The following is a 25,119-nucleotide window of genomic DNA, read 5'->3' as shown; positions in this document are numbered from 1 at the left end:
TTAAGTGTTTGTTTTTTCGTATGAAATGTAAAATTTCATTAAGTTTGGTATAACCTACTTATGAAATCACCATGAAAAACTGGATTGCAAATATCAGCGATAAAGTCTTTGTGTTGGCTTTGTCGTTATTAATAGCTGTAAGTTTTATAGCGGTCATGACGTCGAGTACTTCGCTCATGACTTATAGCTTACTGTTGTTTATACCTTTATTTTTAATACTCTACTTTTCGAAATACAAATATTTAACGTTCAGTTTTATTGCATTTTTGCTCTTTTCTTTTTTAGGTGATGCCTCTTGTTTGTTCTTTGAAGACGATGCGTTAATTAAAGCGTCCAGTGTTTTTTATTTTTTAGGCTTCATGTATTTGTTGATAATGGTTTTGCCGAAGTTTAAATTATCGGAAGTGCAGTCTTTAGTTGGAGGATATTTAATAGGTGTATTTTCTATTGTATTGTTTTTTTTATTTCAGATTTATCAAGTATTACAAGACTTGGTTAATAGTATTATCGAATTGCAGTTGTTCGGAGCAAAAAGCCTTAGCTTAGTTTTGTTGGGCTTTATTTCATTCGGAGTTTACTTGAATACACAAACTAAAAAATCGGGACAATTTTTAATAGCAACAGTTAGCTTGTCGTTTTCTGTAGCTTTAAATTACGTAAGCCTTTATTATGTGCATCATTTAGAATTTGTAGTTATTGAACGTCTTTTATACGCGACAGCTCTATACTTTTTGTTTAAGTATACAACTACTAATGAAGAAGATGTTTCATTAGGGAGTGCTTTTAACAGAAATAATGTTTTGGTTTAAACGATTATAGAAGTTCCGTTAGCCGATTTATTTTTATCACAGTCAAAATAAAAATCTATTCTCCCCAGGTTAATTCCCCAATAGCCAACTTGGTTAACCAGCATATTTTGTCCTTCATTATTTTTAACTACTGTTGGTTTGGGTAAAAAAGTATGTGTATGTCCGCCAATAATTAAATCGATGTCTTTGGTAAGTTCAGCTACTTTTAAATCACATAAATGATCTGGTTTTTCCTTATAAAAATATCCCAAGTGTGATAAGCAGATAACCAAATCGCAGTGTTGCTCGGTTTTTAAAATGCGCGTCATTTCTTGAGCAGTTTCAATAGGATCTAGATATTTTGTTTCTTTATAGTTATCGCTATCTACAAGTCCTTTCAATTTAATACCTAGGCCGAAAATTCCGATTTTTATACCATCAATCATAAAAACTTTATAAGGTTTGGTATGTGTGTCCATTATCGTATTTGAAAAATCGTAATTAGAACAAATAAAATCAAATTTGGCATGGGGTAGTTGCGCATAAAGTCCGTCGATACCATTGTCGAAATCGTGATTCCCAAGAGTTGCAGCATCATATTTTAGCATGCTCATGAGTTTGAATTCCAGTTCACCTCCATAATAATTAAAATAGGGAGTCCCTTGAAAAATATCACCGGCATCCAGTAATAGAGTATTCGGGTTTTCTTTTCTGATGGATTCAACTAAACTTGCACGTCGGGCAACACCACCCATATTCGGGTATTTACCGTCCTCAGGACCAAACGGATCGATATGGCTATGCACATCATTGGTGTGAAGTATGGTAATTTGTTTTGTGTTTGGTTTTCTTATAAACGATTGAAGTCCGACACCGCCTAAAGTTATTAACGCTGTGGTAGTCGAAGCTTGTTGAATAAAATCTCTACGTTTCATAATAGGTGCTTAAAGGGTGAGTTGCGTGAATCGGTCGTCAATGCTTGGGCTAATAGTGTCAACTTTTTTTAAGTAGTCAATTAAAGCATTTCTTACTTTGTAGTTAAGTTTGTATAGACTATCGTTTGGTTTAAAAAAAGTCATATTATCACCACCATTATATAAATAATCGTGTGTGGCGACATAATAGATTTTGTTTTGGTCTATAGGTTGGTTCTTAATCGTGGCGTTTATAATTTGGTAATCCTGATCTACGGTTAATTTAAGTTTTGAGAATGGATGGGCTTTTTTTGCTTTGCATAAATACTGTATCATGGTGTTTATTTGTGAAGCATTCATAGCAACTACATAAATAGTATTTTCAAAAGGCATGAGCTCAAAAGCAGTTCTAGTAGTTATATCGCCTTTTGACACAATAGTACGTACACCTCCGTAACTAAGTAAAACCATATCGATATCTTTTCCGGTTCGACTTTTAAAAACAGGATTAGCTTGTTCGTAAATCATATCAGCCATTAAGTTTCCTATAGGGGTGTTAAGCTGTCCGTCATCTCTGGAATACGTACCTGCCGAATATGCTAAAACACTATCTAAATCTCGATTAATATGAGCTCGGAATGGAGCTATGAAGCTATCAATTTTCTGTATTTCGCTTAGAGTATCAGAGATTGGTATTAGCTTACCTTCAATTTTTTTTAGATGGTATTCCGGTTGTTTGCAACTCAAAAAAAGTGATATATATAACAAATAAATTAAAAATGTAAACCTCATAGTTTTAGTAGATGTTTTGAATCTAGTTTTGTTACCTTTGCGCAAATTTTAAAGATAAATGATTTTAAAAGGTTTTAAAGAAAAATCTAATAAAAAGTACTTAAACAAACTGTTAAATGAACGACAGGGTAGGGTTGATGATAGTAAAATTGAAAGTTTAGGTATTATCTTTAATTATGATGAGGCGGAGAACTTCGAGCAATTTAGAATCTTGGCCGATAAACTAAATGTGCGCCCTGATAGGTTGAAAATCATCGCTTTTTCACAGCGAGAAATAGAATTACAAAGTACTTGGGATGTTTGTTATAATTTTAAAGATTTTGGTTGGAAGGGGTCAGTGAATAATTCAGAATTACAGGCTTTTATAAAAACAGAGTTTGATGCTCTTGTAAGCTTTTACAGCAAAGATGTTTTAGAATTAAAATTGATGACTGCCTTATCGAAAGCAAAATTTAAAATAGGTGTTTTGCAAAACGATGAGCGTTTAAACGATTTAATTATTAAAACCAAAATGAATGAATTTGATGTATTTAAAAATGAGCTTTTTAAATACTTAACTATATTAAATAAAATTTAAAAATGAATAGTAAGTTTCTAGGAACTGGAGTTGCTTTGGTTACGCCGTTTAAAACAGATTTAAGTGTGGACCATGAGGCTTTGATTAATATCGTGAATTTCAATATTGAAAATGGTGTTGAGTATCTTGTAATTTGTGGAACAACTGGAGAAGTTGTTACATTAACAAAAGAAGAGAAGAAGGAAGTTGTTGAAACGGTAGTTAAAGCAAATAATGGTCGCGTGCCTATGGTTTTAGGTATTGGCGGAAATAACACAGCTCAGGTTGTAGAAGAAATAAAGTCGACTGATTTAAGTGAAATGGATGCTATTTTATCGGTATCGCCATATTATAGTAAGCCAACTCAGGAAGGTATTTACCAGCACTTTAAAGCCGTTGCTGAAGCTTGCCCGATTGATGTGATTCTTTACAATGTACCAGGACGTACCTCTAAAAATATGGATGTGTCTACAACCCTACGTTTAGCTAACGATTTTGCTAATGTGGTAGCCGTTAAAGAAGCTGGAAATAATATAGCTCAATATTATGAGTTACTAAAAAACAGTCCAGAAGATTTTGCTATTATTTCAGGTGACGACGACTTAGCTTTAGGTGTGGTTTTAGCAGGTGGAGCGGGAGTGATTTCTGTAATTGGTCAAGGATTTCCTAAAGAATTTTCAGAAATGATTCGCTTAGGATTGGCAGGAAATGCTAAAGATGCTTTTAAACTTCATTATAAATTAATGGATGTTATTGGATATATTTTTGAAGAAAATAATCCAGCAGGAATTAAAGGTGTTTTTGAAGCTTTAGGCCTTTGTCAAGACACGGTAAGATTGCCATTAGTACCAGCATCTGATGCGTTAAAAGCTAAAGTAAAATTGTTTTTAGCAAACTGTTAATGTGATACATAAAATAAAAGATCCGGGAGTAGGGAATGCCTCTGTGCAGGATGCCAAACGTATGCTTAATCCTGATGGATCTTTTAATTTAAAATATCAGAATAAACCACGAAAATTTTCCGAAGCGTATCATTTTTTGGTAAATATTTCGTGGTTTTATTTTTTCAGCCTATCCTTTTTGGTAGGCTTTTTAATTAATGCCGTTTTTGCTTTAATTTATCTTGTAATCGGCATCGAAGAAATTACAGCTTTATCAGGTAGCCCTGTTCAGGATTTTTTCAATGCTTTTTTCTTTAGTACACAAACCTTCACTACGGTTGGTTATGGGGCGCTAGCACCACAAGGATTGTTGAGTGGTATGGTAGCGTCTATAGAATCCTTTTTAGGGTTAATGTTGTTTGCCTTTGTAACCGGTTTAATTTACGGTCGGTTTTCTAAGCCACGATCGGCAGTCAGGTTTAGTGACCATTTAATTCTTCGTGATTTTAAAGATCATCGTGCCATCATGTTTAGGCTGGTTAACGATAGAAAATCGGTGATGATTCAGCCTAAAATTTCGGTAACATTAATGCTTTCACAACCTAATAATTCAGGTGTTTACGAGAATAATTTTTATTTGTTAAATCTCGAGCGTGATGCCATAGATTATTTACCAACGACATGGACAGTTGTTCATGAATTGGATGAAGAAAGTCCGCTATTTCATTATTCCAACGAAGAGATTAAAAATCTACATGGAGAATTAATTATTATGATAAGTTATTACGACGAATCTTTCAATCAGGAAGTTCATAAAATTCATTCCTACGATCTAAAGAACACTCAGGTAGATTTCAAGTTTGTTAAGGCTCAAAATTTTAATAGTGAAGGTACTCTAATTTTGGATTATGACCTTTTTGATGTTATAGAACCATACAAAAGTTAAATATTACTTAATCCTTGTGGTTCCTTTAAAGCTTCAAGTATTTTAGCGTTAAATAATATTTTTTAAATCCATATTATTAACTTAATTTTGCATCTTGTTTTAAAACAATGAAATGTGCATATTTACAATAAATTAAATATGTTTATGTTATGCATATAAGATTTGATAATAAAAACAGGTAATAACAACAAATGAAAAGATTTCTTTATTTATTATTAACAATCACAATTTTAAGCTCTTGTAGCGAATATCAGAAAACCTTAAAGTCTGAAGATATTGCGGCAAAGTATAAAATGGGAGAAGAACTTTATAACGAAGGTAAGTATGCCAAAGCTAACAGGTTGTTTGAACCGCTTATTGCAAGTTATAGAGGAAAACCTCAGGCTGAAAAATTAATGTATTTATATTCTAAATCGTTATACGAAATAGGAGATTACTATACAGCAGGATATCAGTTAGAGCGTTTTGCAACAAGCTACCCAAAAAGTGAGAAGTTAGAAGAAACCTCTTATTTAGCAGCAAAAAGTTATTATATGAGATCGCCTGTTTACTCTAAAGATCAAAAAGAGACAAAAGAAGCGATTGATAAATTACAGGCCTTTATTAACCAGTTTCCAAAATCGGAGTATTTATCGGCGGCTAACGAATTGGTGAAAGAGTTGGATTTTAAATTAGAAAAGAAGGCGTTTGAAATCGCGAAACAATATAACACGATTTCAGATTACGAAGCATCAATCAAATCATTTGATAATTTTGTAATTGATTTTCCTGGGTCGTCGTTAAGAGAAGAAGCGTTTTATTACAGATTAGATTCTGCTTATAAATTAGCGATTAATAGTTTTGATTATAAAAGAGGAACTTTAATTCCATTAAAGAAACCTCGTTTAGAACAAGCGAAAGAATATTGCGAGTCCTTTAAACAATCGTATGCTGCTTCAGAACACATTGAAGATGTAAACGAAATTGGAGTTGTAATAGATGAAGAGATAAAAAAGTTATAGCATAAAAAGTTAAATTATAAAGACGATGGATTTAAAGAAAACCAATGCTCCTGTTAATACCATTACGTACGACAGAAACCAAATTGACGAGCCAACAGGCAACATTTATGAGTCAATTTCTATCATTGCAAGACGTGCTGAGCAAATTAACACAGAGATTAAAAAAGAGCTTATCGATAAGTTAGAAGAGTTTGCAACTTATAACGATAGCTTAGAAGAGATCTTTGAGAACAAGGAGCAAATTGAGGTGTCTAAATTTTACGAAAAATTACCAAAACCTCATGCTTTAGCCGTTCAAGAATGGTTAACAGATAAAGTTTATTTTAGAAACACTGAGGAAGATAATCAGTAAACGTTTTTAAAATGTCAATATTAAGCGGCAAGAACATACTATTGGGAATTAGTGGTGGTATTGCCGCTTACAAAACAGCTTCTTTAGTAAGGTTATTTATAAAATCGGGTGCTAACGTAAAAGTCGTTATGACGCCATCTGCAAAAGATTTTATCACCCCGTTAACCTTATCTACACTTTCAAAACATCCGGTTTATTCATCATTCACTCATGACGACGACGACAATGCCGTTTGGAACAATCATGTCGATTTAGGCCTTTGGGCCGATTTGTTTATTATTGCGCCAGCCACAGCCAATACTTTGTCTAAAATGGCCAATGGTGTTTGCGATAATCTTTTGTTAGCAACGTATTTGTCGGCTAAATGTCCGGTGTATTTTGCGCCAGCGATGGATTTGGATATGTATAAACATGAAAGTACCTTGCGTTCTTTCAAAGTTTTGAAATCTTACGGAAATATTATGATTCCGGCCACCAGTGGCGAACTAGCCAGTGGGCTGGTAGGTGAAGGTCGTATGGCAGAGCCGGAAGATATTCTATCTTTTGTAGAAAATGACATTCTCAATCAATTACCACTTCGAGGGAAAAAAGTTTTAATCACAGCAGGTCCAACCTACGAGGCTATCGATCCGGTACGTTTTATAGGCAATCATTCCAGTGGGAAAATGGGCTTCGAAATCGCAAAATCTGCAGCTAATTTTGGAGCAGAAGTCATTTTGGTTTCCGGGCCAACCAGCCAAAATGTATCACATAGCTTAATTCAGGTGATACCGGTTGTTAGTGCGCAAGACATGTATAATGCTGTGCATGAATATTACGAAACTGTTGATATTGCGATATGTTCGGCAGCAGTAGCCGATTATAAGCCAAAAGATGTGGCTTCTCAGAAAATAAAAAAGAGCGATGCTACGTTAACATTAGAGTTAGAAAAAACTCAAGATATTTTAGCATCCTTAGGAAAAGCGAAATCCAAGCAGTTTCTTGTAGGCTTTGCTTTAGAAACCAATAACGAATTGGAAAACGCAAAAGACAAGCTAAAAAGAAAGAATTTAAATTTAATTGTTTTAAATTCGTTAAACGATAAAGGTGCCGGTTTCAAAAGTGATACTAATAAAGTCACTTTTATAGATGATGAATATACTGTTGAAGAACATCAGTTAAAATCGAAAGCAGAAGTAGCTAAAGATTTAATACATAAAATTTTAAAACAAATTAATGCGTAACATTCTAGTCGTTTTAATATTCAGTTTAAGTGTTTTTGGGTTTGCTCAAGAATTAAATTGTAATGTTGTTGTTAATGCGCAACAAACCGGAAATGAAAACTTCCCCATCTTTAAAACGTTAGAAAAGCAATTAAACGAGTTTGTAAATAACACGAAGTGGACGGATAAGACCTTCGCGTTACAGGAGCGCATCGATTGTAGTTTCATTATTAATGTTACGAGTTATAGCGGTGAAGCATTTCAGGCCTCGTTACAAATTCAATCGTCAAGACCAGTTTACGGGTCGTCATTCAGTACTCCCATTTATAACTTTAATGATAAGGATTTCAACTTCCGATATCTTGAATACCAGAATCTGATTTTTAATCCAACACAATATCAGTCTAACTTAGTATCTGTTATTGCATTTCATGTGTATATGGTTTTAGGTTTAGACGCCGATTCCTTTGCTGAAAATGGCGGTGATCCGTATTTTAAGCAAGCGCAAATTATTACTAATTATTCGCAGCAGGAAAACTATAAAGGCTGGAAGGTTGAAGATGGTTTACAAAGTCGCTTTGCGTTAATCGATAATTTGTTATCACCAACATTTAAAGAATACCGTCAGGTGATGTACGATTACCACAGACAAGGTTTGGATGTGATGAGTGATAATGCAAAATCAGGAAAAGAAGAAGTAGCAACGTCTTTAACAAAGTTTAAAACGATGAATTCTCGCCGTCCGAATTCATTTTTGTTGCGTACGTTTTTCGATGCTAAAGCTGACGAAATTGCACAAATTTTTAGCGACGGACCTAATGTAAATATTACAGCTGTTAAAGAAACGCTTCAAAAAGTAGCGCCGACTTACAACAGCAAATGGCAAAATATAAAGTTTTAAACCTGCCTTAGTTTTAGCCTTTTCATTATCTTTAAATTCATAATTCTAAATCGTATTTAAAAGTTTTGCTAACATCACTTTCAATAAAAAATTACGCATTAATCGATCAGTTAAACGTTAATTTTAACGATGGTTTTTCAATTATTACGGGTGAAACCGGTGCCGGGAAATCTATTCTTTTGGGAGGTTTATCATTAATTCTAGGGAAACGCGCCGATTTAAGCAGTTTAAAAGATACCTCTGTCAAATGCGTTATCGAAGCGGTTTTTAATATTTCAAATTACAATTTAAAAGCCTTATTTGAAGCTGAAGATTTTGATTATGACGAGCAAACCATTATTCGTCGTGAAATTTTACCATCAGGTAAATCCAGAGCCTTTGTTAATGATTCTCCAGTCAACTTGAGTAGTCTACAGCTGTTGGGAGAGCGTTTAATCGATATTCATTCACAACATCAAACGATGGCTTTAACAACTGATGAATTTCAGTTTCAGGTGATTGATGCGTTGGCAAATAACGAAGAAACACTTCAGCAGTATACTTCAGAATTAAAAGTGTATAAAACTTTAAAAAAAGAATTAAAATCGCTTTTAGAGTTTCAGGCCGATGCCATTAAAGAGCACGATTACAATAGCTTTTTATTGAATGAATTGGTTGAAGCCAATTTGGTTGATGGTGAATTGGAAAGCTTGGAAGAAGAGTATGAGAGCCTGAATAATGTTGAAAGTATAAAAGACAAACTGGGAGAGGCTTATCAGTTGCTGACAGATGAACAAATAGGAGCGATTTCAACCTTAACGGCTTTAAAAAATACACTTCAAAAACTAACGACTTATTCTTCAAAATACGAAGATTTATATAACAGAATAAATAGTAGTTTAATTGAATTGGACGATGTTTATAGAGAAGTTGATGTGCTTCAGGATACTTTAGAGGCAGACCCAAATCGCCTAGAGGTTGTTGATGCTAAATTGCGATTACTTCATAACCTAATGCAAAAACACGTTGTAGAAACGGTTGCAGAACTTATTGAGATTAAGAATCAGTTAGAAGAAAAAGTTTCGGTTACTGAAAACTTAGACGAGTCCATTCAAAACAAAGAGAGTCAAATTGACGCACAAGCCAAAACTTTAGATGCTATTGCTAAAACCATCAATGATAAGCGCTCTAAAGTTATACCAGAATTAAAAGCGCAGTTAGAATCCATTTTGGGTGGTTTAGGTATGCCTAATGCGCAGTTTAATATCGAAGTGAGCCTTCAAAAGGAGTATTTAACCAACGGAAAAGACAACTTATCGTTTCTTTTTTCAGCGAATAAAGGCGGAAATTATAACGAATTGAAAAAGGCAGCATCCGGTGGAGAGTTATCCAGAATTATGCTGGCTATTAAATCCGTTTTGGCAAAATACATTCAGTTACCAACCATCATGTTTGACGAAATTGATACCGGAGTTTCTGGAGAGATTTCAAATAAAATGGGGGATATTATGTTAGAAATGAGTAAGTCTATGCAGGTATTTGCTATTACGCATTTACCACAGGTGGCCGCTAAAGGACACTCGCATTTTAAAGTGTATAAGGAAGATAAAGACGAGGTGACACACTCCAATTTAGTGAAGCTTAAGCACGACGAGCGCATTGTAGAAATCGCCCAAATGTTGGGCGGTGTAGAAATGTCTTCATCTGCTATTGCACATGCCAAAGAATTATTGAATTAATTAGTATCTTTGTCCACCAATTAGAAAAAAAGAAAACAATATAATAACCAAGAAAATGTCTTATAATTTATTAAAAGGAAAAAAAGGAATCATTTTTGGAGCGTTAGACTCAAATTCGATTGCATGGAAAACTGCAGAACGTGTTCATGAAGAAGGTGGACAATTCGTTTTAACTAATGCCCCTGTAGCTATGCGTATGGGACAAATTAACGAGTTAGCTGAAAAAACTGGTTCTCAAGTAATTCCTGCCGATGCTACTTCGGTTGAAGACTTACAAAAGTTGGTAGAGCAATCTATGGAGATTTTAGGCGGAAAAATAGATTTCGTACTTCACTCTATTGGTATGTCAATTAACGTACGTAAAGGTAACCACTATACAAACCAAAATTACGACTGGACACAAAAAGGAACCGATGTTTCTGCCATGTCTTTCCATAAAGTTATGCAAACGCTTTATAAGGCTGATGCTATGAACGAGTGGGGTAGTATTGTAGCTTTAAGTTATATGGCTGCACAACGTGTATTCCCAGATTATAACGATATGGCCGATAACAAAGCATACTTAGAAAGTATCGCGCGTAGTTTCGGGTATTTCTTTGGTCGCGATAAAAAAGTACGTGTAAACACCATTTCTCAGTCGCCAACGCCAACTACTGCAGGTAGCGGTGTTAAAGGTTTCGACGGATTTATCGCTTACGCAGATAAAATGTCGCCTCTAGGTAACGCAACAGCTTTAGACTGTGCTAATTACTGTGTTACTTTATTTAGTGATCTTACAAAACGTGTAACCTTACAAAACCTTTACAACGATGGAGGTTTCAGTAACATGGGGGTAAGTGATGCGGTAATGAGCACTTTCGTAGGAGAAGAATAAAAATTGATTTTTTTATATAACAAGAGCCACCTTTTTTAAGGTGGCTTTTTTGTTAGGAATCGTTACATTTGTTATAAAATAATTTGGGCGTTACCACGCTTAAGCGTGGTCGGGCTTTCCGCGCTACACGGTAGCTTGCTTTAATCCCTAACGCAAAACACAAACATTGATGCAATTACAGTTTTCCTTTATTATACCTGTTTATAACCGTCCGGATGAGACGAAGGAACTTTTACAAAGTTTTGAAGCTTTAACAACAAGTATGCCTTTTGAAATTGTAATAGTAGAAGATGGATCGTCAATATCTTCAGAAGCCGTTGTCGACAGTTTTAAAGATAAACTGGATATATCTTATTATTTTAAGGAAAATTCAGGACCCGGAGATTCCCGCAATTACGGGATGCGCAAAGCCAAAGGAAATTACTTTATCATTTTAGATTCCGATTGTATTTTACCACCACACTATTTAACAGAAGTAGAAAAGAGTTTAACCGAAAACTATGTCGATTGTTTTGGCGGCCCCGATGCCGCTCATCAATCGTTTACCAATTTACAAAAGGCCATAAATTTTTCGATGACATCATTTATTACCACAGGTGGTATTCGTGGAAATAAAAAAAGTGTCGATACATTTCAGCCTCGTAGCTTTAATATGGGGATTTCTAAAGCCGCTTTTGAAGCTTCAAAAGGTTTTGGATATATTCATCCAGGTGAAGATCCCGATTTGTCCATTCGTTTATGGAATTTAGGTTTTAAAACCAAATTGATTCTCGAAGCTTATGTGTATCATAAACGCAGAATTTCATGGAAAAAATTTTATATTCAGGTTAATAAATTTGGAATGGTACGTCCGATTTTAAATGTCTGGCATCCACAAACCAAAAAGTTGATGTATTGGTTTCCTACGGTGTTTACTTTAGGTTTAGCCTCCAGTTTAATTCTGTTGTTATTCGGGGTAACCATATTTTTTCAGCTTTATTTATTTTACTTTAGTCTAGCATTTATTACTGCATTAATATCAACAAAGAATATTGTGGTTTCCATATTGAGCTTAATAGCCATTTCCGTGCAATTTTTTGGCTACGGTTATGGCTTTTTAAAATCGACATTGGCCATAGATGTTTTGAATAAAAATCCGGAAGTTCATTTCCCTAAACTGTTCTTTAAACCGACATGCTAAGAGAACTTAAATCTAAAATATTAGCCTCAATAAAAAGCAAACGTCTTAACGTATTTGTGTTGTTTTTACTGTCGGCCTTTATTATTTTAATGTTCACCAAACTGTCAAAAGATTATACAAATACATTATCTTTTGGTATAAAAAAGGTGAATGTATTGGATGAAGATGTGATTTTAAACGATTCAATACATTTAGATGTTACTTTAAAAACGCATGGTTTTAAGTGGCTGAAATACTATTTTTCAAATCCAGAAATTACGGTTGATTTTCATAAAGACGTTTACAAAAAAGATTCTGTGTTTGTCTGGCACAAAACAGTAGCTTATTTGCAAAACACGCAGTTTGGGAGTCAGGTTGATGTGCTTAACATTTCACCAGATACTTTGGTTTTCAGATACGATAAGAATATGGTCAAGAAAGTTCCTGTGGTTTTACAGTCTGATATCAAATTTAGTCCGGGATACGACAGGGCTTCTGAATTTAAATTGAAACCCGATTCTATTACTATCATCGGTCCGGAGGTTAAGGTATCGAAAATTCATTTTATAGAAACAGAATCTTTAACTTTAAAAGATGTTAGAGCAGATGTTTTACAACGTGTTAAATTAAAGTTACCGGAGAGTAAGCAGAACCGTCAGGATTTAAAGTTTTCAGCAGTTCAAACGCTATTGAATGTTAAAGTAGATAAGTTTACCGAAGGGATTTTAAAAATTCCGGTACAGCTCGTCAACGTACCTGAGGATGTCACTTTAAAGTTCTTTCCAAAAGAAGTTAATGTAGTGTATTATGTGAGTTTAAGTGATTTTAATACCGTCACTGCGAAAGATTTTAAAGTGGTTTGCGACTTTAGTAAAATCGTTAATAATCAGTTTTTTTTAGTGCCGGAAGTAGCGCAGTATCCTGAAACGGTTAAAAATGTAAAAATCAATCAAAAACGAATCGAGTTTATAATTACAAAATGAAGGTAGTCGGTCTTACAGGTGGAATAGGTAGTGGAAAAACTACCGTAGCAAAAGCATTTGAAGCTTTGGGTATTCCGGTATATATCGCCGATCTGGAAGCTAAAAAGCTCATGGTGACTTCAGAAGTTATCAAAACAAAGCTTGTTGAATTGTTTGGAGAGGAAGTTTATCTAGATAATGAATTAAATAAGCCGTTTATAGCGAATATCATTTTTAATGATAAAACCTACTTGCAGAAAATGAATGCCATCGTACATCCAGAAGTTCATAAACATTTTGATGCCTGGAAATTAAAACAGAAAGCACCTTATGTGATTAAGGAAGTGGCGATTTTGTTTGAAAATGGAGGAAATAAGCAATGTGATTTGGTGATTACCGTAACGGCTCCGTTAGAGTTGCGTATAGAGCGTTTGTTAAAGCGCGATAATACCACAAAAGAAAAAATTGAAGCCATTATGAAAAATCAGTGGAGCGACGAAGATAAAATAGCTTTGTCTGATTTTGTGGTAAACAATGTAAATTTAGAAAAAACTAAAGCGCAAGTTGTGAGAATACACGAGCAAATTGTGAATGCTTTATAATTTTAACATTTTTGTTAATGTAAGGTTAAAACCAATAATTCTAAATGTTAAAATGTTAAATTTGGATGATGAGTAAGAGAATATTTGTCCTGTTAATACTTTTAATGACCCTGTCTTTAGTAGGTATTATTTTCGTTCAGGCATATTACATTAACGGATCGTTAAAAACCGAAAAGGCCCGTTTTAGATTTACAGTAATTGGGGATGTCACTAATGTGGCAAACACGTTATCAAGAGAAGAAGTAGCAAAATACTATAATGAATATCAAAGTCTGGATAAAGAAAAAAAATCAGACTCGGCTACAGTATCTCAGCTATTAATTTATCAGCAAAATAATAGCACTAAGGAAACGCTTATTTATAAAAGTAGTATTCTCGAGGAAAATTATAAATTAACATCAACGCTCTTTGACATTGGTTTAGATAGTCTAGATATAAAAAATATCATTGGGACGTCTTCAACTGAAATTTATAGAAATGATGATTTAACCGATAAGGATTTTAAGGAAAATCCTATAAAAAGTATTATGGAAAGCGGAGCTATGCCAGATGCACAGTTTTTATTGTTTGAAAAATCATTTAAAGCATTACAAAAATCGACACCTATACATAAACGTGTATCAGAAAATGAAATTCGAGATTTGTTGACCAAAGCATTTCAAGAAGATAGTATTAATCTGGATTTTGAATTTGCTATTTACGATAGAGATTTAGCGACAAAAGTGCAAAGTGACGGTTTTGAGTATGATAAAGAGTCAAATTTTTCGGCTGGAATTTTTCCAGATGAAGGTGATAAAACACGTTACAGGTTGCTTGTGAATTTTAAGAATGATAAAAAGTTTATATTATCTTCTATGTTAAGGATGATTTTATTATCATTTCTTTTCACAATAATTATTATGATTACTTATGGTGGTGCTTTATACCAATTAATAAAGCAGCGTAAAATATCTGAAATTAAAACAGATTTCATTAATAATATGACGCATGAGTTTAAAACGCCCATTGCGACCATAAATTTAGCATTAGATGCTATTAGAAATCCTAAAATTATTGAAGATAAAGAGAAGGTCGTGCGTTATCTGGGCATGATTAAAGAAGAGAATAAGCGCATGCACGCCCAGGTAGAAAATGTATTGAGAATATCTAAACTAGAGAAAAACGAACTGAATATTAGTAAAGAAAGGTTAAATTTACATGACTTAATAGAAGATGCTATTACGCATGTAGAGTTAATTGTTGAAGACAGAAAAGGGTATATTAAAACCTTTTTAAATGCCGAAAAAACATCGGTCTTAGCCAACGAATCACACTTTACTAATGTAATTGTTAATATGCTGGATAATGCTGTGAAGTATTCTCCGGAAGCACCAGAGATAGAGGTGTATACAGAAAATGTTGGAACTAACATTTTATTAAAAATAAAAGATCATGGTAGCGGAATGAGTAAAGCTGCCGTAAAACGTGTGTTCGAAAAATTTTATAGAGAACACACCGGAAATATACATAACGTTAAAGGTCACGGGTTAGGTTTAGCTTATGTGAAACGTATTGTAGAAGACCATCAAGGTCATGTTTCTGTAGAAAGTGAAAAAGAAAAGGGAAGTATATTTACCATAAAGCTTCCGCTAATATCATAAATATGGAAGAGCAAAAGAAAAGAATATTACTAGTAGAAGACGATCCTAACTTTGGAACCGTTCTAAAGGATTATTTAATGATGAATGACTACGATGTCACTCATGCTAAAAACGGTATGGAAGGCTTCGAAAAGTTCAAAAAAGACGATTTCGATTTATGTATTTTAGATGTAATGATGCCTTATAAAGATGGCTTTACATTGGCTAAAGAAATACGAGAAAAGAATAGCGATATTCCTATTGTTTTCTTAACGGCTAAAACCATGAAAGAAGACGTTTTAAAAGGCTATAAAGTAGGAGCAGACGATTACTTAAACAAACCGTTTGACAGTGAAGTGCTTTTAATGAAAATTAAAGCAATCATGCAACGTAAGGCTACCGAAACCATTTCAGATAGTAAGCAATTTGAATTTAAAATTGGTAAATTCGATTTAAATTCAAAGCTACGTTTTTTACGTTATAATGGCGGAGAACCGGTGAAGCTATCACCTAAAGAAAATGAGTTGTTACGTTTGCTAGCTTTACATGAAAACGATTTGATGCCTCGCGAATTAGCTTTGACCAAAATATGGAGAGACGATAATTACTTTACCTCTCGTAGTATGGATGTTTATATTGCGAAGTTACGTAAGTATTTAAAGCAGGATGAAAAAGTAGAAATCTTGAACATCCATGGTGAAGGTTTCCGATTGGTAATAAATGACTAATTGTTTAGTTGTTTTATGATAGAAAAAAAATCCAGCTTTAAGCTGGATTTTTTTTCTATAAAATGAGGTTTTTCAACCAGTCTTTGAATTCAAAAAAGTTTTGTGGTGCTATACCATGGCCCACAGGAAACTCCGAATATTTATGCTTAATATTTAGAGCATTTAAAAGAGAAGGCGTTTGTCTGGCCCATTCGACAGGAATCACCTGGTCGACACTACCATGCGAACAGTAAAAATTCAGATTCGAATAATCGGTTTCATGAATCGATTCCGGTAAAATATCTTTATTAATGTAACCACTTAAAGCAATAATGTTTTTTACCTTTTCCGGGTAGGTTAGAGCTACGGCATAACTTAAAATACTACCCTGACTAAAACCTAAAAGCGTTACATTGTTTTTATCAACTGGATAGGCTTCAAGAGCTTCATCAATAAATTTGGCAATTAAATCTCGTGATTGAACAGCTTGTATATTATCGTTCCATTTGCCTTTTTCAGCATCAAAATTAATCGCATACCAGGCATTTCCGTAAGGCTGTAACTCGTAAGGTGCTTTTACAGAAATAATAAATAATTCCTCTGGTAATTCTGAAGCAAATGAAAATAAATCATTTTCATCACTACCATAACCATGCATCATAATTAGTAATGGTGCATTTTCAGATAATGAGGAAGGCCTAGTGATGTGGTATAAAGAAAGATCTGTATTTGTCATATTATCGGCCAATATTAGCAAACCATTCTTGAAATTTTTCTCCAACATACGGTAATGGTTTTAATTTACCTTGTAAAATATTGATGAAAGAATATAACCAGGATACCGCCGAAATCAGCCAGAAAATATAGCCTAGCGTACCATTTAAATATTTATCGGTTATTTGAGCAATAAAGAGCATGATGATAAGTCCTAGCATTTGACGATTATAAAATGCAGTGTAAGCATTTTTTTTATCAGCATTCATAATGATAGCGATGATTAATCCAACGAAGGTAATATGGCTGATAATTGCCATTGTTTTTCCGTTTTGTATTGTCGTGTTATCCATGGTCGTATTATTTTAAAGCGATAATATTATTGGCAATGATACCGTAAACCTGACCTTTTAAGGTTTCATTTTCAAAAATAGCGTTGTTTGATTTTGAAACCATATCGGCTTTAGAAAACACATATTCAGTATTCGGGTTGAATAAAGTCGCATCTAAAGGATTTCCAACTGAAATTGAATGTTCTGAAATGCCAAATCGACCTTTACCTTGCGTTAATAGTTTAACGGTTTGTTCAGTGTTGAACAATGTTTGTAAAGCTCCGAAGGCAGATTCTAAACCAATTGTACCATAAGCAGCATGATCAAACTCTACCTTTTTATGTTCGACGTCTAAAGGGTTGTGGTCGCTGGTTACCATATCGATGGTGCCATCAACCAAACCTGCTTTAAGGGCGTCACAATCAGTTTGCGTACGTAAAGGCGGCAAAACTTTAAAATGCGTATTGAAGTCGGTTAAGGCTTCATCTGTAAAGTATAAGTTGTGAATAGCCACGCTACAGGTAACGTCTAAACCTTTAGCTTTGGCTTCACGAATCAATTCCACTGATTTTTGAGTAGAAATGGTAGGAATATGTAATTTACCTCCGGTATATTCCAATAAAAATAGATCGCGTACTATTTGTAATTCTTCTGCTAAAGCTGGAATACCTTTCAAACCTAATTTGGTACTGATGATATGTTCGTTCATAACCCCATGACCAACAACTTTATTTTCCTGAGGAAATGAAAATACTAATCCGTTGAAATTCGATGCATACTGCAAAGCAATTTTCATTAAGTTCGGATTAGAAATCGATTTTTTATAGTCGTAAAACGCTACCGCACCAGCCGTATTCATGTCGAATAATTCGGCTAAATCCACACCTTTACTTTCTACGGTTAATGCGCCAACTGGTAATAAAGAGGTAGCTTGGTTTGCTGCTTTGGCTTTTGCAAACGTAACATCGGCATTACAGTCAATCACCGGATTGGTATTCGCGTTCATCGCTACTGCGGTAAAACCCGAAGCGGCCGCTGTTTTTAGTCCGTTTTCAATGGTGTCGCGTTCTTCAAAACCAGGTTCGCCAAAACACACGCTGCTATCAAACCAGCCCTGTGAAACATGCAGGTTATCTAAGGTTATTTCTTGGTAATTTCCGGGATTTGTAAGGTTACTTTCAATCTTGGTAATGACACCATTTTCAACTAATATATCCTGAGTTGTATTGTGAAACTCGCTTTGAGGATCTATAATGGTGGCAGATTTTATAAGTATGTTCATTTAAAGTATTTTAAGATGCCCATTTCGATAATCAAAAATGCTAGTGCAAAAATAACAAACCATTTCCATAAGGCGTTAACTTTTGTATCACTTTTTATGCTATCGAATATTTCGGTTATCGAATTACTTATAGTGATGTGTTTTGCAGATGCTAAGGTCATGTAAGTCAGATTACTTTCGCTACGATCGTAGTTGTAGCTTACTTTTTTAAGAGTTTCTTTTTTATTCATCACCCTATAAATATGGGCAATATCTGGTGTTTCTGAAGTTGATATAGCCACTTTAGAATTGAAATATTGCTGTTTAGGAATGATGTTGATGTCGTCTTTCACCAACGATAAAATAGCATCTTGTTGTAAGGTGGTCGCCACATCAAATGTATTATCTTTGCCAATGGTGTAATACAATTTTGGAAGTTGTAAGCTAAATTTTCCAATATTATACAAGGTTGGAACAATTAAAGGCGAACTTTTAAAATTCGAGATGTCTTTATTCAACGCCGAAGTGAACACGTAAGCTGTTTTGTTTTGATATAGGAATGGTTTGCTATCTTCAAATTGTAAAACAGACGAAGCATTATTTGAGGAAATATCATAGAAGCTTTCCGTTTTAGGGTACTGAAAATTATTCACCTGTTTTTCAAAAACACCACTATTGTATAGTGGATGTGCATAGCTGATGGTGGTAATCCGTTTTTCAGCTTTAGTAACTGAATGAAAACTAGAACCGTAATTTCCCAATAAAGCATTATATGAATTGATATTAGCTTCATCAGAGGGGATGATTAATAATGAACCACCTTGATTGGTAAACGATTTCAATGCAGCAACCAAAGCATTCGGAATGTCTTTTAATTCATTTAACACAATGAGTTGTTGTTGCTCAATATCGTTATAATTTAACTGTTTTTCCAAAACCGAAGAGTAAATGAATTCATCTTCGGTATAGATGCGTTTTAAAAAGTCGTCGTCACTAGCATTAATACATAAAACCTTAATTTTAGAGGTGTCGTTAATATTAAAGTATAAGGTGTTATCGAATTGTAGACTGGCATCATCAATTGTAATTTTTCCATTGATGATTTCATTCGCCGGAAGCGAAAAGGTGGTTTCAGCTATATCTTCTAAGGACACTGAAGTTTTCGCTATTAATTTATCATCATTAAATAACGAAACAGGTAAGTTTTCTATAGTCTCACCGCTGTTCGTTAATAAAACTTTTAATATGATTGTTGTGGCACTACTTTCCGAAATATAAGCCGAATCTATAGCTACATTGTTACCGTTTACGGGATTCAGTTTAACTAAATGAATGGTTGTTAGACTATCTGTTTCAGGAGTGAAAGCTGATTCACTTCGCTGATAATCTGATACAAACACCAAATGCTTTAAAATGCCCTTTTGCTTGCTAAATAAGGTTTTACTTTTAAGCAAAGCAGCATCGAGCGTTAAATTGTTGGCGGTATAGTCTAATTGCAATAAATCGTTTTTAACGGCTTTAATGTTGGTGTTTCTAAATGTATTATTGTTAGTTAAAATCGACACGGTTTCATCTTCCGGGACATTGCTAATCACATCCTGAACAGCACGTTTTAAAAGTTCACCGTTATTGCCTTTAGCCTGCATACTAAAAGAATTATCTAAATAAATAACGGTTTCTTTTTTTGTGTTAAAATTATCGTAGTTCGATGTAAAAGGCTGTGCAAATGCCAGTACGATACAAGCTAAAAGTAGGAGTCTGGCAAATAATACTAGCCATTTTTTTATTTGTGAACTTTTACGGGTTTCAATGGTAACGCGTTTTAAAAAGGCGACATTGGTAAATTCAACTTTTTGAAATTTTCGAAGTTGAAATAAATGAATGATAATAGGGATGAGCAGTAAAAATAAAGCGTAAAGAAGTTCGGGGTGTTTAAACTGCATACTTGTCTATATAGATTGAAAAGTACATAAAAGTACATGAATTTTTTGTAATTGAAAATTCAGGAAGCGAAAACTAAATTAGCAAAAGAAAAAATAGTCGGTCATTGGAAACATGTTTTGGTTTTTGAAGTAGGCTTTTATTTTAATTTGCGCGTTAGGGTTAGCCACCGTTACAATACTTTGTGGCTGATTTATAGCTTCTAAATGTCTGAATGGTTTCATTTCCTGATCGTAAATGTGTTTACCTATTTTATTAGGGTTATCGCAAATCCATTCAAACGGAATATTGTTTTTAATAAGCGTTTTAGCTACGGTTTTTCCTTTCCACCCAGCACCCCAAACCACTAGAGGTCTGGTTTTATCGTAATCCAACTCTAAGAAATAATGCATTTTAATATCTAAAAAGGTGTTTTCGGCGTAATTATCATGTGTTCTTGAGGTTCTTGTTTGGTAATCACGCCAGTAATGCAGGAGTTTATCACACGGAATAATTTTATAATTGTTTTTATAAAATCGGAAGGTTAAATCGTAATCTTCAGGATAACGTCTGGGATTAAAACCATCACAGGCATCGAAATCCTCGCGATGTATCATCCAGCAAGGCGAGGGAATTACACATTCTTTATAAATTTCAGTATAATTAGTTCCGGTTTTTGTGAGATTGTTAAGCCAGGTTTCATATTTACTATAGCCGTCGCTAATGCCTTGTTGTGAAAAATAATTCACCAAACCCGTTGCCACATGTTGTTTGCCGTGTTTTAAAAGGTTATTCAGTAAAATTTCAAGTTTATTTTTCGGCATGATATCATCACTATCCATACGCGTGATATAATCACCAGAACTTTTACTATATCCCAATTGTAAAGCATCAATTATACCGCTTCCAGAATTTTTAAAAAGTTTGATTCTGGCATCTCTTTCAGCAAACGATTTAACCAGATTATAGCTGCCATCAGTAGAACTATCGTCGATAATAAGTAGCTCCCAGTTAGAATATGTCTGATTTATTACAGACTCAATGCAATTTGTAAGGTATTGTTCTGTATTTTTGAAAGGCGTTAATATACTTATTAGTGGCTTATACATGCGGCGAATATACGTAAAACATCATTTTAACAAAACCTTATGAGCTTAATGTGTAACAGAAATAGTAATTTGGACGTCACGTTTAAAAAATCAAAAAAATCAACTTAATGAATACAAAACCTATTGCCGCGCTATTTGCGGGTATTTTGATGGCTAGTTGTGGTACTTCAAAAAATTCAAGTAACGATTTAGCAGTAAACACTCCAATTGAAACATTTATAAATTTATCACATATTGTAAACGATAAAGCGCCAGTAACCATTAATCCGGGACGTTTTACTAATGAAACGGTAACGTATAGATTGCCTCGAGTTGTACAGGGAACTTATTCCGTAAGTGATTTTGGGAAATATGTAGATGATTTTAAGGCGTTCGATTACGATGGTAATGAAATGCCGGTTGAAAAAGCAGACGTGAATACCTGGACGATAACCAATGCAAAAAAGTTAGATAAGATTACGTATCTCGTTAATGATACTTTCGATATTGAAGAAGTAGGAGGGATTGGTGGAGAACAACCATTTTCACCTGCAGGAACCAATATAGAACAAACAAACGATGTGTTGAATTTACACGGCTTCATCGGGTATTTCGATTCATTAAAAAATAACCAATATAAGTTAGATGTTACGGCGCCTTCAAACTTTACAAGAAGTTCAGCGTTACAAGAAGTAGCTTCTAAAACCAGTGAAGACGGACGTTTTGTAACAACAAGTTATTTTGCAACGCGTTATTTTGATATTACTGATAACCCAATGTTTTATGGGAACTTAACGGTTGAAGAATTTCAGGTAGGCGATATTAAAATAGTATTGAGTGTATATTCGCCAAACAAAGTGCATTCGGCAGCATCTTTAAAAGATGCGATGTATAAAATGATGAAGGCACAAAAAGCGTTTTTAGGTGATATCAATTCTACACCTCGTTACGATATTTTCTTGTATTTATCTGAAGGGTTACCCGAATCTCCAAAAGGTTATGGGGCATTAGAACACCACACGTCGACTGTAGTGGTTTTACCGGAAGCATCAAGCGACGAAGAGTTAGCCGAAAGCATGGTAGATGTGGTGTCACACGAGTTTTTCCATATTGTAACTCCGTTAAGTGTACACTCTGAAGATGTGCATTATTTCGATTATAACAATCCAACGTTTTCAAAGCATTTATGGATGTATGAAGGCGTAACTGAGTATTTTGCAACCTTATTTCAAGTGAATCAAGATTTAGTAAGTGAAGCTGATTTTTATAATAAAATCATCCAGAAAATTCAAGGGGCTAAAAATATGGATGATGCTATGAGTTTTACCATTATGAGTGAAAATGTGCTAAAAGACCCGTATAAAGATCAGTACCTAAACGTGTACCAAAAAGGCGCTTTAATTGGTATGTGTATCGATATTATTTTACGAGAAGAAAGCAACGGACAGCGTGGAATTTTATCACTAATGAAAGAATTATCGAGTAAATATGGGAAAGATAAACCGTTTGAAGATGATAAATTAATAGATGAGATTGTCGCTATGACTTATCCATCGTTACGTGCATTTTTCGACACTCATGTTATTGGAGATACTCCAATTAATTACAACGACTATTTTAACAAAGTAGGTTTAGAAATTGGAGAAGGTCGTATTGAAACCAACTATGTATTTAATGGTGGTGCTTTAATTTTTGCTGCCGACCCTCAAGCAGGTAAAATATTTTTCAGTGAGGCTGTAAAAGATAACAGTTTCTGGAATGATAATGGTGTACAACCTGGAGATGTATTAAAAGCCGTTAGCGGAACTGAAATGACGATGCAAAATGCTAATCAATTACTACAATTAATGTTTAGCTGGAATCCAGGACAAGCCATTGATGTGACTTTAGAAAGAAATGGCGAGGATGTTGAGCTTAAAACAACCACAACACAATCGTATACTTTTGGTGAAGGTATTATTGAAAAACCAGATGCTACTGAAGCACAAAAGAAACTTCGTGAAGCCTGGTTAAAAGGATAATTTTAAAATAAATTAATATAAAAGCCTGATAAAATTTATCAGGCTTTTTGTTTTTAGATGGATGATGGGGTGTTTTCCTTTTCGTCAGTAAGACTATTTAAAAAGGCAATTATATCCTTAATTTCGCTAGAAGTTAGATTTAAAGCATCGGGAGGTAGGGTCTGATTTTCCAATGCAATACCCAATCCTGCACCACCGCCTTTGTTGTAAAAGTCAAGGACTTCCTCTAGAGTGTTAAAAACACCGTTATGCATGTATGGGGCCGTTTTCGCGACATTTCTTACGGTAGTGGTCTTAAAAAAGTGTTTACGTTCCGGTGTATGAAACAAATCATATCGTCCTAAATCATCATCTATTTCTACGTTAATAGAATCATTGGTTTTAGGAACACCAATCAATTCCATTTCGGTTTCCTTAAATGTTGTAGGTACGGTTCCGTTAAACAAGGGCGCAAAATGACAAGTTGTACATTTCGCTTTTCCGGTAAATAAGTTAAATCCGTTAATTTCAGAGGTCGTTAACGTGTTATCTAAATCGTTTATGTTATTATCGAATTTAGAATTAAACGGCGCCAGACTACGAATAAAGCTTGCAATAGCATGCCTGATATGTTCTTGGTTTATAGAGTCGTTAAAGGTTGTTTTAAAAGTTTCAACATACCAAGTATTATGTTTAATGGTGTTTTCAAAAGCTTCTAAATCGCTATGAAACTCATTTTCATTATTGATAACCGAAACAATTTGTCCTTCCAGACTTCCAGAGCGATTGTCGTAGAAAAAACCTTTTTGCAATCCGGCATAAAGCAGGGTAGGGCTGTTTCTGGTCACGCCTTTTGAAATGGTTAAACCATCGGAATAGCCTTTTTCAGGAATATGGCATGTGGCGCAACTTATCGTTTTTGATGCTGACAGTTCGGTTTCAAAAAACAGCTTTTTACCTAAGTTTATTTTAACCTCCGTTAGGCTATCGTTGTAATCGGAAAAATGGTTGAGGTTAAACGTGTTTTTTGAGAATAAAGACGTAGCGTCGTTATTTATAGCTTTAGTAAACGGAAATTTCACCTTCCAGTCGCTTACGGTTTTATTCCAAAGTTTGAGATTGTTATGTGTGTTATTTTTAATGAAGGCGTAACGGTTAAAGCTATTAAACTCGCCGGTCAGTGCGTTAAGGGCTTTTTCAATAGCCTGTTCCCATGCTTTATAAAGGGTCTGATCATTAAATTCATCTTTATAAATGTCTAAATATGCTTTTAAAGCTGAATAGGTGATTTGACCTTCAGAAAGTGAATGCTCTAAAACCGGAGAATCGAAACCTGTAATTCCGGTTAAAGCGGTTCTGATAATTTGGTCTCTAATCATCCACAATACATGATAGGGCTTGATGTAATTAAAATTCAGATTCTTTTCAATAAGCTCTAATCTGCTTTTTGTTTTTATAGCATGGTCGGTTATCGTTTTAATGCCAGGTGCATCGGTAAAAATTTCTTCTTCTAAAACCTGAAATCCGGTGGGATTGTTAATTTTTATATCGGTGGCATCTTCTTCTTCAATCTTTAAAATATTGGGCTGATTTAAAAATTTATAATTTTCAGAATCGACAAAAGCCAAAACAGGTTCGGCCTTTTTAAAATGTAATCTGGCTTGTAAATAATGTTTTTCTAAATCTTTTGCGTTTTCTGATTTAGATAAACTATCTAAATAGTTTATTGTTAGTAATAATTCATTTGAAAATGTCTTTTGAAGTATTTCGTTTTTATGTTCTTCCTTGTTCAAGTAAGCCGTTTTTTGCTCTTGTAAACAGGAAGTTAAT

24 protein-coding genes are annotated in these 25,119 nt (G+C 34.2%); 16 read left to right on the top strand and 8 right to left on the bottom strand.

Annotated elements, in window-relative coordinates; genetic code table 11:
* The first annotated feature begins 71 nt into the window (after nucleotides 1-71).
* Complete coding sequence (locus ICJ84_RS10940) at nucleotides 72-809, top strand: hypothetical protein (protein WP_188216437.1); 738 nt, start codon at nucleotides 72-74, stop codon at nucleotides 807-809.
* Here ICJ84_RS10940 and ICJ84_RS10935 read toward each other — a convergent pair.
* Together ICJ84_RS10935 and ICJ84_RS10930 are read right to left on the bottom strand one after the other, a co-directional pair.
* On the bottom strand, nucleotides 806-1,723 hold the full coding sequence (locus tag ICJ84_RS10935) for a bifunctional metallophosphatase/5'-nucleotidase (RefSeq protein ID WP_188216436.1): 918 nt from the start codon (nucleotides 1,721-1,723) through the stop codon (nucleotides 806-808). The two genes, ICJ84_RS10940 and ICJ84_RS10935, sit on opposite strands and share 4 nt — an antisense overlap.
* A 9-nt stretch (nucleotides 1,724-1,732) precedes the next feature.
* Entirely contained in the window at nucleotides 1,733-2,449 is a 717-nt protein-coding gene (locus ICJ84_RS10930) for a 5'-nucleotidase C-terminal domain-containing protein (RefSeq protein ID WP_241748740.1), read from the bottom strand.
* Nucleotides 2,450-2,552: 103 nt separating this feature from the next.
* On the opposite strand from ICJ84_RS10930, the gene ICJ84_RS10925 reads away from it, so the two are divergent.
* From ICJ84_RS10925 to ICJ84_RS10860, 14 genes are all read left to right on the top strand, one after another.
* On the top strand, nucleotides 2,553-3,071 hold the full coding sequence (locus ICJ84_RS10925) for a DUF6913 domain-containing protein (RefSeq protein WP_188216434.1): 519 nt from the start codon (nucleotides 2,553-2,555) through the stop codon (nucleotides 3,069-3,071).
* Between the two features lie 2 nt (nucleotides 3,072-3,073).
* Nucleotides 3,074-3,952 (top strand): 4-hydroxy-tetrahydrodipicolinate synthase, encoded by an 879-nt coding sequence (gene dapA, locus ICJ84_RS10920; protein ID WP_188216433.1) that lies wholly within the window; start codon nucleotides 3,074-3,076, stop codon nucleotides 3,950-3,952.
* Between the two features lies 1 nt (nucleotide 3,953).
* Complete coding sequence (locus tag ICJ84_RS10915; RefSeq protein WP_188216432.1) at nucleotides 3,954-4,877, top strand: ion channel; 924 nt, start codon at nucleotides 3,954-3,956, stop codon at nucleotides 4,875-4,877.
* A 191-nt stretch (nucleotides 4,878-5,068) separates the two neighbouring features.
* Nucleotides 5,069-5,878 carry an outer membrane protein assembly factor BamD gene (locus ICJ84_RS10910; RefSeq protein ID WP_188216431.1) on the top strand — a complete coding sequence of 270 codons (810 nt, stop codon included), beginning with the start codon at nucleotides 5,069-5,071 and terminating at the stop codon, nucleotides 5,876-5,878.
* Nucleotides 5,879-5,903: 25 nt separating this feature from the next.
* The gene (locus tag ICJ84_RS10905) at nucleotides 5,904-6,230 is read left to right on the top strand and encodes a DNA-directed RNA polymerase subunit omega (protein WP_188216430.1); all 327 of its coding nucleotides are present in this window, start codon (nucleotides 5,904-5,906) and stop codon (nucleotides 6,228-6,230) included.
* 11 nt (nucleotides 6,231-6,241) lie between these two features.
* Nucleotides 6,242-7,453 (top strand): bifunctional phosphopantothenoylcysteine decarboxylase/phosphopantothenate--cysteine ligase CoaBC, encoded by a 1,212-nt coding sequence (gene coaBC / locus ICJ84_RS10900; protein WP_188216429.1) that lies wholly within the window; start codon nucleotides 6,242-6,244, stop codon nucleotides 7,451-7,453.
* Entirely contained in the window at nucleotides 7,446-8,333 is an 888-nt protein-coding gene (gene porD, locus ICJ84_RS10895; protein ID WP_188216428.1) for a type IX secretion system protein PorD, read from the top strand. The genes coaBC and porD overlap by 8 nt, the downstream gene beginning before the upstream one ends.
* A gap of 65 nt (nucleotides 8,334-8,398) precedes the next feature.
* Complete coding sequence (gene recN, locus ICJ84_RS10890; protein WP_188216427.1) at nucleotides 8,399-10,051, top strand: DNA repair protein RecN; 1,653 nt, start codon at nucleotides 8,399-8,401, stop codon at nucleotides 10,049-10,051.
* A 55-nt stretch (nucleotides 10,052-10,106) separates the two neighbouring features.
* The gene (locus tag ICJ84_RS10885) at nucleotides 10,107-10,925 is read left to right on the top strand and encodes an enoyl-ACP reductase FabI (protein WP_188216426.1); all 819 of its coding nucleotides are present in this window, start codon (nucleotides 10,107-10,109) and stop codon (nucleotides 10,923-10,925) included.
* Between the two features lie 169 nt (nucleotides 10,926-11,094).
* A complete protein-coding gene (locus ICJ84_RS10880; protein ID WP_188216425.1) occupies nucleotides 11,095-12,105 on the top strand; it encodes a glycosyltransferase in 1,011 nt (336 codons plus the stop codon).
* Nucleotides 12,099-13,067 carry a CdaR family protein gene (locus ICJ84_RS10875; protein ID WP_188216424.1) on the top strand — a complete coding sequence of 323 codons (969 nt, stop codon included), beginning with the start codon at nucleotides 12,099-12,101 and terminating at the stop codon, nucleotides 13,065-13,067. The genes ICJ84_RS10880 and ICJ84_RS10875 overlap by 7 nt, the downstream gene beginning before the upstream one ends.
* On the top strand, nucleotides 13,064-13,648 hold the full coding sequence (coaE, locus tag ICJ84_RS10870; protein ID WP_188216423.1) for a dephospho-CoA kinase: 585 nt from the start codon (nucleotides 13,064-13,066) through the stop codon (nucleotides 13,646-13,648). Before ICJ84_RS10875 ends, coaE begins: the two co-directional genes overlap by 4 nt.
* A 68-nt stretch (nucleotides 13,649-13,716) precedes the next feature.
* On the top strand, nucleotides 13,717-15,288 hold the full coding sequence (locus tag ICJ84_RS10865) for a sensor histidine kinase (protein WP_188216422.1): 1,572 nt from the start codon (nucleotides 13,717-13,719) through the stop codon (nucleotides 15,286-15,288).
* 2 nt (nucleotides 15,289-15,290) lie between these two features.
* Nucleotides 15,291-15,995, top strand: coding sequence for a response regulator transcription factor (locus tag ICJ84_RS10860; protein ID WP_188216421.1), 705 nt, complete (start codon nucleotides 15,291-15,293; stop codon nucleotides 15,993-15,995).
* A 55-nt stretch (nucleotides 15,996-16,050) separates the two neighbouring features.
* Here the strand turns inward: ICJ84_RS10860 and ICJ84_RS10855 are convergent, their stop codons facing one another.
* From ICJ84_RS10855 to ICJ84_RS10835, 5 genes are all read right to left on the bottom strand, one after another.
* Nucleotides 16,051-16,710: an alpha/beta hydrolase gene (locus tag ICJ84_RS10855; RefSeq protein WP_188216420.1), complete on the bottom strand. Its 660-nt coding sequence runs from the start codon at nucleotides 16,708-16,710 to the stop codon at nucleotides 16,051-16,053.
* Nucleotide 16,711: 1 nt separating this feature from the next.
* The gene (locus tag ICJ84_RS10850) at nucleotides 16,712-17,041 is read right to left on the bottom strand and encodes a hypothetical protein (RefSeq protein WP_188216419.1); all 330 of its coding nucleotides are present in this window, start codon (nucleotides 17,039-17,041) and stop codon (nucleotides 16,712-16,714) included.
* A 7-nt stretch (nucleotides 17,042-17,048) separates the two neighbouring features.
* Nucleotides 17,049-18,302 (bottom strand): dihydroorotase, encoded by a 1,254-nt coding sequence (locus ICJ84_RS10845; protein WP_188216418.1) that lies wholly within the window; start codon nucleotides 18,300-18,302, stop codon nucleotides 17,049-17,051.
* Entirely contained in the window at nucleotides 18,299-20,224 is a 1,926-nt protein-coding gene (locus ICJ84_RS10840) for a BatA domain-containing protein (protein WP_188216417.1), read from the bottom strand. Before ICJ84_RS10840 ends, ICJ84_RS10845 begins: the two co-directional genes overlap by 4 nt.
* A 78-nt stretch (nucleotides 20,225-20,302) precedes the next feature.
* The gene (locus ICJ84_RS10835; protein WP_188216416.1) at nucleotides 20,303-21,310 is read right to left on the bottom strand and encodes a glycosyltransferase family 2 protein; all 1,008 of its coding nucleotides are present in this window, start codon (nucleotides 21,308-21,310) and stop codon (nucleotides 20,303-20,305) included.
* A gap of 107 nt (nucleotides 21,311-21,417) precedes the next feature.
* On the opposite strand from ICJ84_RS10835, the gene ICJ84_RS10830 reads away from it, so the two are divergent.
* The gene (locus ICJ84_RS10830; RefSeq protein ID WP_188216415.1) at nucleotides 21,418-23,310 is read left to right on the top strand and encodes a M61 family metallopeptidase; all 1,893 of its coding nucleotides are present in this window, start codon (nucleotides 21,418-21,420) and stop codon (nucleotides 23,308-23,310) included.
* 53 nt (nucleotides 23,311-23,363) lie between these two features.
* Here the strand turns inward: ICJ84_RS10830 and ICJ84_RS10825 are convergent, their stop codons facing one another.
* On the bottom strand, nucleotides 23,364-25,082 hold the full coding sequence (locus ICJ84_RS10825) for a cytochrome-c peroxidase (RefSeq protein WP_241748739.1): 1,719 nt from the start codon (nucleotides 25,080-25,082) through the stop codon (nucleotides 23,364-23,366).
* Nucleotides 25,083-25,119: the final 37 nt, after the last annotated feature.

It is taken from the genome of Aestuariibaculum suncheonense, assembly GCF_014596935.1.
GTDB lineage: Bacteria > Bacteroidota > Bacteroidia > Flavobacteriales > Flavobacteriaceae > Aestuariibaculum > Aestuariibaculum suncheonense.
The sequence above is the reverse complement of the archived record's forward strand: the minus strand, read 5'-3'. Positions and strand labels throughout refer to the sequence as shown.

What these genes read in the sequence shown, in the direction of transcription:
- ICJ84_RS10940 (WP_188216437.1), top strand. Translation starts at nt 72, where the DNA reads ATGAAAAACTGGATTGCAAATATCAGCGATAAAGTCTTTGTGTTGGCT.
- porD (WP_188216428.1), top strand. Translation starts at nt 7,446, where the DNA reads ATGCGTAACATTCTAGTCGTTTTAATATTCAGTTTAAGTGTTTTTGGG.
- ICJ84_RS10835 (WP_188216416.1), bottom strand. Translation starts at nt 21,310, where the DNA reads ATGTATAAGCCACTAATAAGTATATTAACGCCTTTCAAAAATACAGAA.
- ICJ84_RS10925 (WP_188216434.1), top strand. Translation starts at nt 2,553, where the DNA reads ATGATTTTAAAAGGTTTTAAAGAAAAATCTAATAAAAAGTACTTAAAC.
- ICJ84_RS10855 (WP_188216420.1), bottom strand. Translation starts at nt 16,710, where the DNA reads ATGACAAATACAGATCTTTCTTTATACCACATCACTAGGCCTTCCTCA.
- ICJ84_RS10880 (WP_188216425.1), top strand. Translation starts at nt 11,095, where the DNA reads ATGCAATTACAGTTTTCCTTTATTATACCTGTTTATAACCGTCCGGAT.
- ICJ84_RS10830 (WP_188216415.1), top strand. Translation starts at nt 21,418, where the DNA reads ATGAATACAAAACCTATTGCCGCGCTATTTGCGGGTATTTTGATGGCT.
- ICJ84_RS10840 (WP_188216417.1), bottom strand. Translation starts at nt 20,224, where the DNA reads ATGCAGTTTAAACACCCCGAACTTCTTTACGCTTTATTTTTACTGCTC.
- ICJ84_RS10845 (WP_188216418.1), bottom strand. Translation starts at nt 18,302, where the DNA reads ATGAACATACTTATAAAATCTGCCACCATTATAGATCCTCAAAGCGAG.
- ICJ84_RS10905 (WP_188216430.1), top strand. Translation starts at nt 5,904, where the DNA reads ATGGATTTAAAGAAAACCAATGCTCCTGTTAATACCATTACGTACGAC.
- ICJ84_RS10865 (WP_188216422.1), top strand. Translation starts at nt 13,717, where the DNA reads ATGAGTAAGAGAATATTTGTCCTGTTAATACTTTTAATGACCCTGTCT.
- coaE (WP_188216423.1), top strand. Translation starts at nt 13,064, where the DNA reads ATGAAGGTAGTCGGTCTTACAGGTGGAATAGGTAGTGGAAAAACTACC.
- ICJ84_RS10935 (WP_188216436.1), bottom strand. Translation starts at nt 1,723, where the DNA reads ATGAAACGTAGAGATTTTATTCAACAAGCTTCGACTACCACAGCGTTA.
- ICJ84_RS10860 (WP_188216421.1), top strand. Translation starts at nt 15,291, where the DNA reads ATGGAAGAGCAAAAGAAAAGAATATTACTAGTAGAAGACGATCCTAAC.
- ICJ84_RS10875 (WP_188216424.1), top strand. Translation starts at nt 12,099, where the DNA reads ATGCTAAGAGAACTTAAATCTAAAATATTAGCCTCAATAAAAAGCAAA.
- ICJ84_RS10850 (WP_188216419.1), bottom strand. Translation starts at nt 17,041, where the DNA reads ATGGATAACACGACAATACAAAACGGAAAAACAATGGCAATTATCAGC.
- coaBC (WP_188216429.1), top strand. Translation starts at nt 6,242, where the DNA reads ATGTCAATATTAAGCGGCAAGAACATACTATTGGGAATTAGTGGTGGT.
- ICJ84_RS10885 (WP_188216426.1), top strand. Translation starts at nt 10,107, where the DNA reads ATGTCTTATAATTTATTAAAAGGAAAAAAAGGAATCATTTTTGGAGCG.
- dapA (WP_188216433.1), top strand. Translation starts at nt 3,074, where the DNA reads ATGAATAGTAAGTTTCTAGGAACTGGAGTTGCTTTGGTTACGCCGTTT.
- ICJ84_RS10910 (WP_188216431.1), top strand. Translation starts at nt 5,069, where the DNA reads ATGAAAAGATTTCTTTATTTATTATTAACAATCACAATTTTAAGCTCT.